The 13,971-nt window shown below is 62.6% G+C and carries 14 protein-coding genes; all 14 read right to left on the reverse strand.

The window, feature by feature from the left end; all coding sequences use genetic code 11:
• Window positions 1-47 precede the first annotated feature (47 nt).
• Complete coding sequence (locus ACP7B0_RS15625) at window positions 48-1,274, reverse strand: beta-ketoacyl-ACP synthase (RefSeq protein ID WP_426142306.1); 1,227 nt, start codon at window positions 1,272-1,274, stop codon at window positions 48-50.
• Window positions 1,274-2,002 carry a 3-oxoacyl-ACP reductase FabG gene (fabG, locus tag ACP7B0_RS15630; RefSeq protein WP_426142307.1) on the reverse strand — a complete coding sequence of 243 codons (729 nt, stop codon included), beginning with the start codon at window positions 2,000-2,002 and terminating at the stop codon, window positions 1,274-1,276. The genes ACP7B0_RS15625 and fabG overlap by 1 nt, the downstream gene beginning before the upstream one ends.
• Window positions 1,999-2,454, reverse strand: a complete 456-nt coding sequence (locus tag ACP7B0_RS15635) for a 3-hydroxylacyl-ACP dehydratase (protein ID WP_426142308.1) — start codon at window positions 2,452-2,454, stop codon at window positions 1,999-2,001. Before ACP7B0_RS15635 ends, fabG begins: the two co-directional genes overlap by 4 nt.
• Entirely contained in the window at window positions 2,451-3,647 is a 1,197-nt protein-coding gene (locus ACP7B0_RS15640) for a beta-ketoacyl-[acyl-carrier-protein] synthase family protein (protein WP_426142309.1), read from the reverse strand. The genes ACP7B0_RS15635 and ACP7B0_RS15640 overlap by 4 nt, the downstream gene beginning before the upstream one ends.
• Window positions 3,644-4,162: a hypothetical protein gene (locus ACP7B0_RS15645; RefSeq protein ID WP_426142310.1), complete on the reverse strand. Its 519-nt coding sequence runs from the start codon at window positions 4,160-4,162 to the stop codon at window positions 3,644-3,646. Before ACP7B0_RS15645 ends, ACP7B0_RS15640 begins: the two co-directional genes overlap by 4 nt.
• Window positions 4,159-4,893: a class I SAM-dependent methyltransferase gene (locus ACP7B0_RS15650; protein ID WP_426142311.1), complete on the reverse strand. Its 735-nt coding sequence runs from the start codon at window positions 4,891-4,893 to the stop codon at window positions 4,159-4,161. Before ACP7B0_RS15650 ends, ACP7B0_RS15645 begins: the two co-directional genes overlap by 4 nt.
• Entirely contained in the window at window positions 4,890-6,137 is a 1,248-nt protein-coding gene (locus tag ACP7B0_RS15655; protein ID WP_426142312.1) for an NAD(P)/FAD-dependent oxidoreductase, read from the reverse strand. Before ACP7B0_RS15655 ends, ACP7B0_RS15650 begins: the two co-directional genes overlap by 4 nt.
• Window positions 6,124-7,296, reverse strand: a complete 1,173-nt coding sequence (locus ACP7B0_RS15660) for a sodium:proton antiporter (protein WP_426142313.1) — start codon at window positions 7,294-7,296, stop codon at window positions 6,124-6,126. Before ACP7B0_RS15660 ends, ACP7B0_RS15655 begins: the two co-directional genes overlap by 14 nt.
• The gene (locus ACP7B0_RS15665) at window positions 7,293-9,635 is read right to left on the reverse strand and encodes an MMPL family transporter (protein WP_426142314.1); all 2,343 of its coding nucleotides are present in this window, start codon (window positions 9,633-9,635) and stop codon (window positions 7,293-7,295) included. The genes ACP7B0_RS15660 and ACP7B0_RS15665 overlap by 4 nt, the downstream gene beginning before the upstream one ends.
• A complete protein-coding gene (locus ACP7B0_RS15670; protein WP_426142391.1) occupies window positions 9,625-10,209 on the reverse strand; it encodes an outer membrane lipoprotein carrier protein LolA in 585 nt (194 codons plus the stop codon). The genes ACP7B0_RS15665 and ACP7B0_RS15670 overlap by 11 nt, the downstream gene beginning before the upstream one ends.
• Window positions 10,210-10,349: 140 nt before the next feature.
• Window positions 10,350-10,775 carry an acyl-CoA thioesterase gene (locus ACP7B0_RS15675; RefSeq protein WP_426142315.1) on the reverse strand — a complete coding sequence of 142 codons (426 nt, stop codon included), beginning with the start codon at window positions 10,773-10,775 and terminating at the stop codon, window positions 10,350-10,352.
• A complete protein-coding gene (locus ACP7B0_RS15680; protein WP_426142316.1) occupies window positions 10,765-12,312 on the reverse strand; it encodes an HAL/PAL/TAL family ammonia-lyase in 1,548 nt (515 codons plus the stop codon). The genes ACP7B0_RS15675 and ACP7B0_RS15680 overlap by 11 nt, the downstream gene beginning before the upstream one ends.
• On the reverse strand, window positions 12,293-13,237 hold the full coding sequence (locus ACP7B0_RS15685; RefSeq protein ID WP_426142317.1) for a glycosyl transferase: 945 nt from the start codon (window positions 13,235-13,237) through the stop codon (window positions 12,293-12,295). Before ACP7B0_RS15685 ends, ACP7B0_RS15680 begins: the two co-directional genes overlap by 20 nt.
• Entirely contained in the window at window positions 13,234-13,968 is a 735-nt protein-coding gene (locus ACP7B0_RS15690) for a glycosyltransferase family 2 protein (RefSeq protein ID WP_426142318.1), read from the reverse strand. Before ACP7B0_RS15690 ends, ACP7B0_RS15685 begins: the two co-directional genes overlap by 4 nt.
• Window positions 13,969-13,971 lie beyond the last annotated feature (3 nt).

Genomic DNA, 13,971 nt, shown 5'->3' on the forward strand with positions numbered 1-13,971 from the left:
TGGGACCGGCTTTAGCCGGGAAGGGGCCGATCCTGGTACTCGCTGAATCAACGCCACCGCTTGAAGATCAACGACGTATTCACCCCACCAAACGCAAAGTTATTGTTCATCACGTACTCGTGGCTCATCACGCGGGGTTCGTTGCGCAGGTAGTCGAGGTCGCCGCATTGGGGGTCGATCTGGTCCAGGTTCATGGTGTGGATGTAGCGGTCGCGGTTGAGCATTTCGATGCAGAACCAGGACTCCAGCGCGCCGCATGCGCCCAGGGTGTGGCCGAGGAAGCTTTTCTGCGAACTGATGGGCATGCGTGAGCCGAACAGGCTGCTGGTGGCGTGGGTTTCGGCGATGTCGCCCTGTTCGGTGGCCGTGCCGTGACCGTTCACGTAACCGATGGCTTCAGGCGGCAGATTGGCGTCTTCCAGGGCCAGTTCCATGGCGCGGCGCATGGTGGATTGCTCCGGGCGGGTGCTGTGGGCGCCGTCGGCGTTGCTGCCGAAACCCACCAGCTCGGCGTGGATGTACGCGCCGCGCGCCAGGGCGTGTTCCAGCTCCTCAAGGACCAACATGCCGCCGCCTTCACCGATCACCAGGCCGTCACGGCCGCTATCATAGGGGCGCGGGCTGGTCTGCGGCGCGTCGTTTTTCAGGCTGGTGGCGTAGAGCGCGTCGAACACCATGGCCTCGGTCGGACACAGCTCTTCGGCACCGCCCGCCAGCATCAACGGCAAGCGCCCGAACTTGATGGATTCATAGGCGTAGCCGATGCCCTGGCTGCCGCTGGTGCAGGCGCTTGAAGTGGGGATCAAACGGCCCGTCAAACCAAAGAAGATGCTGATATTGGCTGCCGTGGTGTGAGGCATCATGCGCACGTAGGAATTGGCGTTCAGGCCTTCTGCCACCGAATTGAGCAGCATGTTGCCGAAGGCCTTGATCTCGTCCGTGCTGCCCGTTGACGAGCCGCACGCGGTGCCCATGCGTCCGTCACGAATGATCGGGTCGTTCAGCAAACCGGCACCGATCAGCGCCTGCTCAGCCGCGCCCACGGCCAGGCGCGAAACCCGGCCCATGCTGCGCAGTTGCTTGCGGGTCCAGTGGGACGGCACCACGAAGTCGTCGATAGGCCCGGCGAGGCGGGTATTCAGCTCCGTGAAGCGATCCCACTCGTCCATGCGCCGAATGCCGCTGCGGTTGGCGTTGAAGTTGGCTTCGATGCTGGCCCAGTCGCTGCCCAGGGACGTAATGCCGGCCATGCCGGTGACGACGACGCGCTTCATCAACACAACCCTCCATTGACGGCCAATACCTGGCGGGTGATGTAGGACGCTTCGGCCGACATCAGGAAATTCACCGCCCCGGCGACTTCCTCCGGGGTGCCCATGCGCTGGGCCGGTATCATTTTCATCAGTTCGTCCACCGGTACGTTTTCATCGAGCATGGCAGTGTCGATCAAGCCCGGCGCGACGCAGTTGACTGTGATCTTGCGTTTGCCCAGTTCAATGGCCAGTGCTTTGGCCGCGCCGATGACACCGGCTTTGGACGCGCTGTAATTGACCTGCCCGCGATTGCCGATCAAGCCGGACACCGACGTGATGCAGACGATACGCCCCGCCGCACGCCGACGAATCATCGGCATCATCACCGGGTGCAGCACGTTGTAAAAACCATCGAGATTGGTGCGCAGCACCACGTCCCAGTCGTCCTCGGTCAGCGCCGGAAACGCGCCGTCCCGGGTCAGGCCCGCATTGAGCACTACGCCGTAATAGGCGCCGTGGGTCTCGACGTCCGCTTCAAGAATGGCTTTGCAGCTGGCGCGGTCGGCCACATCGAATTGCAGAATGCGTGCCTGTTGGCCCAGCGCGATGATTTCCGCCTGCACCGCTTCGGCCTCGGCGCGTCCGCTGCGGCAGTGTAGGATCAGGTCGTAGCCGGCTTGCGCCAGACGCAAGGCGATGGCGCGGCCAATGCCACGGCTGGAGCCGGTGACCAGTATCGAGTCAGTCATGTTGCGGCTCCTTCAGCCAGGTACTTCGCAGGTTGTGGCGGGCAATACACGTTCAGGCGGGCGAACGCCTCTATGTCGGGACCGGTCAGGCGGCACTCGAAAATGCCCATGCCGCTGTCGTCCTGCAGGGAGCGCAGGGCGTGGATGATCAGTTCGCTGCCCGCAGGAAAGCGATCAACGTTGCATTCGAACTTGCGGCTGCCGAGCAGAAAGCCCAGCTCGACCGATTCGCCACGCGTTCGAGCGCGACAACCCGCATAGGCTGCGACACTCTGGGCCATCAGTTCGATGCCGACCCATGCCGGAATGCTGCCGTCCTCGTCATTGAACAGACCGCCGGCACGCACGGTCAGGCGGGTTTGAATCTGCTCCTCATCGAAGCTGACGACCTCATCGATAAGGATCATGTCGCCTGCATGGGGGATCAACTCGGCGAGCGGCCAATGGCTCATGGGGCGTCTCCGATAATCAGGCTGATGTTGTTGCCACCGAATGCGAACGAATTACTCATCAAGTAACGGCCCGCTGTGTGCTCCAGGCAGTCGCCGGCGTTCGTCCAGCGCAGGGCGGGCAATTGCGGGTCGGGCTGCCCGTCCCACAATTGCGGGGGCATGGCATGGGCGGTGTTCTCGGGCGCAAGGCTCAACCAGCAGAACGCCGCTTCCAATGCGCCCGCCGCGCCCAGCGTATGGCCCGTGAGCGGTTTGGTCGAGGAGCACGGCACACCCTCGGGGAAAATCGCGTTGACCGCGAGGCTTTCCATGGCGTCGTTGTGGGGTGTCGCGGTGCCGTGCAGGTTCAGGTAAGCAATCTGTGGCGGCTTGAGCCCGGCGTTATCCAGCGCTTGCTGCATGGCCTGACGTGCGCCGCGTCCGGTGGGTTCCGGGGCGGAAATATGGTGCGCATCGCAACTGGCCCCCGCGCCGAGCAGGGCGATGGCATGGGCGCCGTCGGCCTGGCGGGTCATCAGGAACAACACAGCGGCTTCGCCGATATTGATGCCGTCCCGGTTGCGCGAAAACGGATTGCAGCGCTGGGCAGACATCGCTTCCAGCGCCGAAAAACCGTTCAGCGTGAGTTTGCACAGGCTGTCCACGCCGCCACACAGCACGGCGTCGCACAGCCCTTGATCCAGCGCGCGTCGGGCGCTGAGCAAGGCGCGGGCGCTGGAAGTGCAGGCCGTGGAAATCACGTAGGCCGGGCCACTGAGTTGCAGCCAGTCGGCCAGAAAATTCGCCGGGGCGCTGAGTTCCTGTTGTTGATAATCGTAGCCAGCGGGGAATTGTCGGTCGCGCAGCCAGGCGCCAATGCTGGCACTGGCTTCGTCGATGCCTGAGGTGCTGGTGCCGAGAATCACCCCCATGCGTTCAGGGCCGTACCGGTCGATGGCCTGGCGAATGTCGTCTTCGATTTGAAGGGCTGCCGCCAGCAACAGTTGATTGTTGCGACTGGCGTGGGACGCGAGATGAGCAGGGATGGGCGGCAACGCCGACTGGACGGCACCCACCGGCAAGATCTGCTCGGGCACCCAGCCGCTCTCGCTGCGCATGCCGCTGCCGTCGCCGGCAAACAGCCGTCTGGCGACTTCATGGCGGTCGTTGCCCAGGGCGCAGATCAGGCCCAGGGCGTTGAGGTAGGCAGTCATGGCGCGCTCTCGTTGTTCAGCGGGCTGATGCGGAAGGTCAGCGTGTCTTCAGGTCGGGTGTCGGTGCCGGGTTCAGCCCGCAGTCCAAGGGTGAAGACGTCAGCCGTGCGGTATTCGACACCCCAGCGGTCGCCCAGGCTGCGCCGCAGACCCTGACGCCGCGCCGTCGGGTAAGCGTCGCGCAGTTGGGTGTCCGGCGTGAGCGCAAACAGCAAGGCGGCGAACAACTCCCGGGCCTCGGCATTGGGCGGCAACAAACCATCGGCCTGCCACTGACCATTGATCAGCAATTGCCGCGCCAGCGGAATGCCCAGCGGGTCCATCAACGACCAGCGCAAACCGGTCGATTCCTGTTGAATCACCAGCAACCAGTCCTGGCGTTGTTCGCCCTGCTGACGCTGCACATGCAACTGCATCGGCAGCTGCAGGCGCGGCATGGCGTCAGGCAGCGGTGCCTGGCGGCTGGCGCAGGCGCTCAGGAGCAGGATGCAGGCGATCAGCAAGGCACGAATCATTGCGCTACACCGTTCAAGGGTTTGCGGGCCACGACATTGACCAGCGTTTCTTCGCGCTGGCCGACGGGGGCGGGCTTGCGCAGCTTCAGACGTTCAAGCAGGCCGAAATCCTTGGCGCGACTCCACCACAAATACGGGTACGAGACGTTTTGCGGACCGAACTCAAAACCCTGTTCGCGCAGCATGTCCAGGTATTGCCCGGCACTTTTCTGCACGTGCATGGGGTGGCGGAACAACCAGCGGATCACCCAGGTGTCGATGTACGCTTCGGTGGACTCGGCAAACATCAGGTACCCGCCGGGCTTCAGTACGCGATAGAACTCGGCGAGGGCTTTGTCCTGTTCCACCAGGTGATGGAACGTCTGGTGACAGAACACCAGATCAACGCTGGCGTCCGGGACGTGCAGCGCCGCGCAATCACTGCCGATCAGCTCGACATCAAGGCCCAGCGCACGGGCTTCGGCGCGGCTGGTGGTCAGGCTTTGGGGATCAGCATCCACGCCCAGCAGGCGCGAAGGTGCAAAGACCTGACACAAATGCTGGAACGACTTGCCCTGACCGCAACCGGCATCCAGCAACACCGGCTGGCTCGGCGGCGCGCCGTCGAACAGACGGCGCAGATCGTCGATGGCCACGCGCAGGACGCGGTATTGCCAGGTGTAGCTGCGCAGAAACCACAGACCGAAGCGGGTTTCCTCGACGTAGCTGTCACTCAGGAACGGTCCGCTCATGGTTCCATGCCAGCACAGACTTCAGCCAGCATCCGCAGACGACGCTTGGGTTCGGTGACGAAGGGATTGCGTTCGTCCCAGGCGTAACCGGCCAGGATAGAGCAGATCATGCGGCGGATTTCCGGGGTGCCGCCTGCATAGAAGATCACGTCCTGGAATATGCCGGTGTACCAGCCTTCGACGTAAGCCCGGAACGCATCCACGCCACGCTTGAGCGGTACCGCGAATTCGGCCTCCCAGTCCACCGTCTCGCCTTGCAACTGACGGTGCAACGACGCGGCCGCCATGCTCGCCGAGCGCATTGCAATGGTCACGCCGGACGAAAACACCGGGTCGAGGAATTCAGCCGCGTTGCCCAGCAGCGCAAAGCCTGGCCCGTGCAGGGTTTTGACGTTGGCCGAATAACCACCGATGGCCCGCGCCGGGGTATCCCATACAGCATCCTTGAACAGGCCTTTGAGGTTCGGGGTTTCATCGATGAATGCACGCAGGCAGGCGTCCAGATCCTGAGGCTTGTCCTGAAAGCGCTCGGCCGCAGCCACAACACCCACCGAACAGCGGCCGTTGCTGAACGGGATCGACCAGAACCACACGTCGCGATGCTCCGGGTGGATGCTGACCAGGATCTTCTCGCGGTCAAAGCGCGTGCTGTCGATGTGATCTTCAACATGGGTGAACACGGCCTGACGCACCGGGAAGTTCGACGGCGCTTCAAGGTCCAGGAGTCGCGGCAGCACGCGGCCATAACCGCTGGCATCAAGAACAAACTTCGCCTGCACGCTGTACTCGCTGCCGTCTTCACGGCGGGCGCACAGGACCGGCTCCGGGCCGCTGAAGTCGGCGGCGATGATTTCCTGCTGGTAGCGGATCTCAACGCCCTGCAACTCCGCCTGATCGGCCAGCAGCTTGTCGAACTCGCCACGCTGTACCTGAAACGTTGAAGGCTTGCCGTTGCCGAAGGTCTCGCCGAAGTCGAAGGCACTGTAGCGCTCGCCCCAGGCGAACGCGGCCCCGTTCTTCTTCTGGAATCCGGCCGCTTCGACGGCCTCCAGCATGCCCGCTTCTTCGACAAAATCCAGGCAGTGGGCCAGCAGACTTTCGCCGATGGAAAAACGCGGAAACTGCTGACGTTCGATGATCAGTACGTCATGTCCATTGCGCTTGAGCAATGCAGCCGCGATAGCCCCGGAAGGACCCGCGCCGATGACGACGACCGTGCGACGTTCCTTATCAGTTATTGGCACAAGATTTCCTTACCTGTTCGGCAGTGTTTAGAGGAGGTCGAAAGGGTATGCGGCCCATGCCAGCCAGGGCCGGCAGCAAGGTTGCGATCAGGCCCATCAGCATCAGCGCGAAGTACAGTGCCGCACTGATGAGCTGTTGTTGCAACAGCAGATTGAGAAAAACGATCTCACTCAAGCCGCGAATATTGAGCAGCAGGCTTTCCCGCCATCGGCTGGCACCGGCAAACGAGACAGGCACCCACCGCAGTCCCAGCCAGTTGCCCAGCAGTTTGCTGGCAATCGGCAACACGATCAGTGCGCTCAGTTGCAGCCAACTGAGGCTGGCCACGGCGCTGTGTACGTTGATCTGCACGATACCGAACGTGAGGATCAGCGGAATGGCCAGGTTGTTTTGCAGGCGCTTGAACAGTTCCGGATTCACGGGCGGCACCCAGGCCTGCTTGAGTCGTGCCATGCACAACAGATAACCGATGCCGAAAATCAGCGCGTTAAGCTGGTAGTGCTCCGCCGCCACCAGCAATGCGAAAAAGGTCACGCTGTACACCAGCGGCTGTCGCAACTGCACGGCGCGCAACAGCAATGGCACGCAGGCGCCGAGCAATGGCAGCAGCAGGCTGGAAAGGTGCAGGCTGCCCTGGGCAAGGGCGAACAGGCTCCAGCAGGTCAGATCAATGAAGATGGCCGTTTGCACCAACCGTCGGGTGGCGGCGGGCGGATAGTCGATGTGGCGCAGGTAGAGGTACAGCACCGGAATGGCCGTGATGGCGAATACCAGCCCTATCGCCAGCGAACTGAGCCACGCCTGGTCGGGCAGCAACCACACCGCACAGGCCAGCCCGGCCAAAAACGGCACGCAGAAACTCGGAATCGCAATCTTCAGGCTCTGGCGATCCAGCTTGAGCTCGATCACATCGCTGAGAATATGCCCGAGCACCATGGCGAAACTCAGGCCATACAGGGTTTTCAGCCAGACCGGCGCCACCAGTTGCGCCCCGGTCAGCTGCCAATGGGGTTCTATCCAGAACATCATCAACAGTGGCAGGCCGAACGTCGCCAGCAGCAGTTGGCTGACAATCGGGATCAGGCTCAAGTGTCGACCCAGTCGAGTCGCCAGGGCAAACAACATCAGGGCCGCCAGCCAGAACAGCGCGATCATCATGAGGCTGTCTCGCTGGCGTTGACCGATGGCGCACGCACCGCACGGTTTGCAGCCCAGGGTGCCAGCATGAAGCTGAACGCCAGCCCGAGGCTGACGGACAGGCCAAAGTTGCTGATCGCGGGTGTGCCGGAAACCGCCAGCAGGCCGAATGAGAGCCACGTGGTGGTCGCTGCCAGCAAGGTGCCCAACAGACTCACCGCCGCACCGCCGATTTGCTCGCGCATGAGAATCGCATAATCCACGCTGATGGCCGTCACCAGCAGCAGCCCGAACAGGCTGAACAGCGTCAGCGGTTGGCCCAGCCAACCGAGGCTGGCCAGGCTGCACAGCGCGGCCAGTAAAGGCAGAGCGACAATGCGCAACGCACCGCGCAGCCCGAAGGGCAGGATCAACAGCAGCACGATCAACACACAGGACAGCAGCTTGAGTTCAGCGGCGCTGATCTGGGTGGCGGCAAATACAGTGTTCAGTTCGGCCAGACGGTCCACCAGTTGCACGCCCTCAAGGTCCTCGGTTTGCACGCGCAGCAGTGCAGGGTTGTTCAAACCTTGCAGACTGACCAAGCCGGCGACGCCATCCTCAGTAGCCCCCAGCCAGAGTGTGCGCCAAGGCTCACCGAGTGGCCCGGCCAGCACGGAATCAATGTCCGCGTTCGGCAGCGTTTGCAGGTGACTCAGTTCTGCTTGCAAGGCGCTGGCCGGCACGCCGAGATCGATCAGCGGCTGCCAGTGGTTTGCCAGCTTACCGAGCGCGTCACGGGTTGCGTTCTGATCGGCGGGTGTCGCCATCAACTGGTTCAGGGACAGAAACCCTTGCAGTTTTTCCATGCTGACCAATTGATCCAGGCGTTGACTCAACGCGGTCTGGCGTTCGAGCAGTTGCTGCTGATCCTTGCCGCGCACCAGGAAGAACTGGCTGGTGGGCTGAAAACCGGTGATGCGGGCAATGGCCTGGGCTTCGTCCGTCAGCCGTTGGGGCGCAGCAACCCATTGGCGAATGTCGTTTTTGGTGGTCAGTTGCCATAACCCGGCGGCGCAGAATGCCAGTAACAGCGCCAGGAGAATCGGCGTGCCAATCCTGCGCAGCAGGGCTTCGCGGCAGGCCAGCAAGTGTTCGGCCACATGAAGCGGCCATTGCGCGGGACGTAGCTCGACATTGTTCAGCAGCGCGGGCAGCAGGCAAACGGAGGTCAGGTAAGCACCCACCAATCCGGCCGCCGAGAACACGGCAATCTGGGTCAGGGCCGGGAAGGGCGTCCAGGCCAAGGCCAGATAACCGATGCAACTGGTGGCCAGGCTCAACGTCAGGCCCGGCAGTGTCAGGCGCAACGCGGGCCAGCTTCGCCAAGGGTTGAGGGTCCAGCTTTTGGACAGGTAGTGCAGCGGGTAATCCACGGCCACGCCAATCAGGCTGGCACCGAGCACCAGCGTCATCACGTGCATATGGCCAAATAACGCCACGCACGCCACGGCACCGAACAGCATGCCCACGAGCACCGGGGTGAACGCGAGCAGCACGCGCCAGCGGCGGAACGCCAACAGCAGCAGCAACAGAATCCCGACGGCGGCACCACCGCCGACCCAAGTGATTTCGCGGCTGGCCTGACGCTGACCATCAGCGGCGTAGAGCAAGCCGCTGGCGGCGAGCAATTGAGCGTGAGCCTGAGCGGCCTCTTCGCGAGCGGCACTGAGCAAGTCGGCGACCCGCAACGGCAGTTGCATATCGAAGGCATCGCCGTGGGTCTGGGCGCGCAGCACCGCCCAGCTTTTGTCGTCGGCCGTTGCAATCATGGCGCCGCTGCCGATATCCAGTTGCACCGAGCCGTGTTGCCCGATGCCGTTCTGGATGCGGCCCGTCAGGCCGAGCCAGTCATCCTGGCTGGGCACCAGACTGAAACCGGTGAAAGGGTCGAACAGGCTTTGCACCCGTTGTTGAATGAACGCTTGCGGGTGCTGAATCAACTGCGCGCGATCCGCTAAGGGCAGCATCGCCAGCCGACCTTGCAGCAATTGAGTGCGCAGTGCCGGTAAATCGGTCTGCAGGTTCCATTGCACTTTTTCGAACAAACCGCTGGCTTGCCATTGCTCGCCCAGTCGTTTGGCCAGTTCAACGGCTTGCTGGCGATCCGCATGGCCGACCAGCACCACCATTTGCCGGTTGAGCGGTTCCTGCATGCGTTGTTCAGCGCGCAGCTCCAGCGGATCCGGGCTGGCGCCGGGCACCAGCTCCATGAGGTTCGCCGACAGCGGCGCACCGTCGCGCCATTGCCAACCCGCCAGGGCCAACACCGCCAGCAGAATGATCAGGAAAAAGCGCGGTAACAGACGTTCAGTTGGCAAAGGCTTGGCGCTCCACATCGCTCAGGGCAGGCACGCTTTGGCTGTCGATCATCTTCAACAGAGTGCTGTCGCCTTGGGTTTCCAGCAGTTCGATGCGCTGCACCAGATCGCCGCCATCGATGTTGATTTGCTTGAACACCTGCTGGAGCAGCAGCGAGCGAGGGAGCAGGGTGAGTTGCCAGTCCTTGGCATCGCCTTTGAGTTGCAGCTCGAAATCGCGCTGCAACCCGCTGCTGTCGCCTTGCAGCACCGCAAGGAACAACCGGTTCTGCTCAGCCCCGGCGCTCTTGCCAGGCAGTAATTGCCAACCGCTGTTGGCGCCGGTTTCACGGCGGGCGATGCCGGTCGGGGTGATGCGGTAATCCTGTTTGAGGGGCGTGTCCAGCAGCCACAACAGGCCGAACTCTTTGGCCAGCACAAACTTGCCCTTGCTCACCAACGGCTGGGGCAGCGCGCGCAGGTGCTTCTCCTGAATGAACTGGCCGCGCACCACCACTGGCTTCGCCAATTGGTCGCTCAGTTGTTGCAGGTCGAAAGCCTGCGCCAGGGGCGACAGACAGATCAGTGCCAGCATGCCAAGAACGCGGCGAATGGTCTGTTTGAGCGAGGCTTGTCCGCGAAGAACGATTACGCGGCCTACCTGACATACCGCAGCGAATGATTCGCGGGCAAGCCTCGCTCCAACGGCGTCTACTGCTGCATGGATCGCCGGATTCATGACAACACCCGTGCAACAGCGTCGGTGAAGACTTTCGGCGAAGCCAGCTGCATCTCGCGGCTTTCGATATGCACCGCGACCTGGATCGAGCTGGCGCGGGTCATGCGCTCGCCGGTTTCGGCGTCGCTGATCAGGTAGTTGATCTTCAGGCGATTCTCCCATTCCACGAGGCTGGCCCGCACGATCAGTCGCTGGCCGAACGTGGCACCGCGCACGTAGCGCAATTGCAGGTCGATCACCGGCCAGCCGTAGCCCGATTCGAGCATCTGCGTGTAGTTGTGGCCGAGGCGGTCGAGCAGCGCGCAACGGGCGACTTCGAGGTATTTCACGTAATGGCCGTGCCAGACCACGTTCATCATGTCGATGTCGAAAAACGGCACGACGACTTCGGTGTCCGTATGAATGACGCCTTTACTGCGCATGCAACCTCCAGTGGCGATCCGCGATGCGCTGCAGGCACAGGCGCAGTTCGCCTTCCAGTGCGCGGTCTTCGATGACGGGGGGAAAGTCCGCCGCCAGTTGTTCGTGCATGGCCGCCAATGCAGGCGGCAGCGGTCGCGCATCGGCGGCCTTGCTGCGCAGCCAGACGCCCTGGTTGGCGGCGATCAGTGTCGCGGCGGCGACTTGCTCGGTCAGCTCCAGCACGCGGATGGCGTCACGGGCAGCGATGGTGCCCATGCTGACCTTGTCCTGGTTGTGGCATTCGGTGGAGCGGGAGAACACGCTGGCTGGCATGGTGTTTTTCAGGGCTTCCGCCGTCCAGGCGCTGGTGCCGATCTGCACCGCTTTGAAGCCGTGATTGAGCATCGCCCGCTCGGCGGGTGCGCCGGACAGGTTGCTGGGCAAGCCATGGTTGTAACGTTCGTCCACCAACAGCGCGAGCTGGCGATCCAGCAAATCCGCGACGTTGGCGACCAGGTTTTTCAGGCTGTCCATGGCGAAGGCGATGTGCCCGCCGTAGAAATGCCCGCCGTGCAGCACGCGCTCGGCTTCGGCGTCGATGATCGGGTTGTCATTGGCGCTGTTCAGTTCGATCTCAATGAATGAACGCAGCCAGTTCAGGCTGTCGGCCAGCACGCCCAGGACGTGGGGGGCGCAGCGCAGGGAGTAACGATCCTGCAAGCGATGCAGCGGTGCGGTGGGCGCGTCGATGGCCAGATCCTTGCGCAGCCAGGCGGCGACTTGCATCTGGCCCGGATGCGGTTTGGCGGCGAACAGGCGCTCGTCGAAATGCTCGGGATTGCCTTGCAAGGCCACGACGTTCATCGCCGTGATGCGGGTGGCCAGTTGCAGCAGGTAATCGGCGCGGGCGAAGGCCAGGCACGCCAGGCCGGTCATGACGGCCGTGCCGTTCATCAGCGCCAGGGCTTCCTTGGGGCGCAGCGTCAGCGGCTCCCAGCCCAGTTCGCGATGCACATCAATGGCGTCACGACGTTCGCCGCGGAACATGACCTCGCGTTCGCCGGACAGCGTGGCGGCCACATAGGACAGCGGCGTCAGGTCCCCGCTGGCACCCACCGAACCTTCTTCCGGAATCAGCGGGAGCACGTCCTGATCGAGAAACCCCTGCAAGCGCTCCAGCAGTTCGACCCGTACCCCGGAAACCCCTTGGCACAGTGACTGCAACCGGGCCGCCAGCACGGCGCGGGTGGCTTGCGGGTCCAGCAGTTTGCCCAGCCCGCAGCCATGAAAGGTGTACAGGTGACGCGGCAGGGCTTCGACGTGATGCAGCGGCACCGCCACCACGCAGGAATCGCCGTAACCGGTGGTCACGCCATAAATCACGCCTTCCTTGTCCAGCAGCGAATCGAGAAACTGCGCGCCCTTGGCGATGCGCTGGCGAAAGGCACTGTCGCTTTGCAGCGTCGTGGACACTTGGCGGTTGGCCAGGGCCAGCACGTCTTCAATCTGCAACGCACGTTCGCCAAAGGTAACCGGCTCAGGAACTTGATTCGTCATCGGATTTCCAGAAAGGGTAGAAATTGAACCATTGTTGCGGGGCTTGCAGGCAATAGTGGCTGAGGCGGTCGGCGTAACGCTGGGCCCATTGGGCGATGACGTGCTGGCGATCATTGCGTCGCCATTCGATTGCGTCGGCGAAAGGTTCGAGAATGACTTGATAGCCGTTCGCACCCTTGAGGCAGAAAATCAGATGGATCGGGCATTTCAGCAGCCCGGCCAGCAGCCACGGTCCTTGGGGGAACGCCGCTCTGGCGCCGAGAAAGTCCACTTCGGCATTACGCCCGCCGTGCAGCGCCACGCGATCACCGGCAATGGCTAGCCATTCGCCGCGATCCAGACGCTCGCTCAATTGCAGCATGATCATCGGGGTCAGCTCGCTGACCTGAATCAGTCGCAGGTGGGTGGCCCCGGCTTCGCCCAGCAAACGGTTGAAGCGTTCGGCGTGCTTGGTGTGAACCAGCACGTTCATGGTGACTTTTTCACCCAGCTCGGCCAGCGCACGGCAGACTTCGAGATTGCCCAGATGAGCGCCGACCAACATTTGCCCGCGCTGGCCGCGCAACTGGGTGCGCAGCCCGGCGGGGTCGACGATGTCGATCTGTTCCAGGCGCAGTTTGCCGTTCCACACGTCCAGCTTGTCCAGCAACGAGTCGGCAAAGGCCATGAACTGGCCGAACACCCGACGATGCGTGGGCCGCAAGTCAGGGCGGTGGCTCCAGTCGGCCAGCTGCCGCTGGTAGTGCCAGGCGCTTTTGCGTGCCTGACGACCAAACAGAAAGAAGTACAGGACGATGCCATACAGCAGCGGGCTCAAGACCCTTCGCCCCAGGCGTTTGGCGGCCCAGGCGGTAAGTTGCATCAGCAGGAAACTGCCGCGCTCTTCGTGGTCGGCCCAGTGTTTGTCCGGCGGCTGATTGCTCATGGCAGCCACCGCCGCCAGAGGATTAACGGCAAGCGCGTCAACATGCCGAAGAACAATCGGGTGTGCATTTTCGTAATCAACACGTTGTCGTGGAACAGGCGAAAGTGCGAGACGCCGTCCTGCGGGTAGTGAACCTTGACGGGCAACCACTGCATCGGCAGATTGCGCCACGCCAGACGCACCAGAATGTCCGAGTCAAAATCCATGCGTTTGCCAATGTGTACCGTGTCGATCAGTTGAACCACCGGTTTGAGCGGGTAAACCCGAAAACCGCACATGGAATCCTTTATCTGCAGCGACAGCGTGTTCACCCAGACCCAGAAATGCGTCAGGTAACGGGCATACAAACGGCCCTTCGGTACGCTGGCATCGTATTCCGGGTAGCCGCAGATGACGGCGTCAGGCTGCGCGCGAGAGGTCTCCATGAACAGGCTGATATCCGTCAGGTCGTGCTGGCCATCGGCATCGACCTGCAAGGCGTGACTGAACCCCATGCGCAGGGCTTCGCGAAAACCCGCCATGACCGCGCCGCCCTTGCCCTGATTGACGGGCAGGGTCAGCAGATAGACGTTCTCGGCTTTGGCCAAGTTGCGCAACACCGCTGCACAGGCCGGGGTGCTGGCGTCATCCACCAACACACAGGGCAAACCCGCCGCCAACACTGCCGCAACGACGGCAGAAATGGCGTGTTCATGGTCGAACACCGGGATGATTGCGCAGGGGTTATGCATAAA

This window comes from Pseudomonas sp. DWP3-1-2 (assembly GCF_049896285.1).
Lineage (GTDB): Bacteria > Pseudomonadota > Gammaproteobacteria > Pseudomonadales > Pseudomonadaceae > Aquipseudomonas.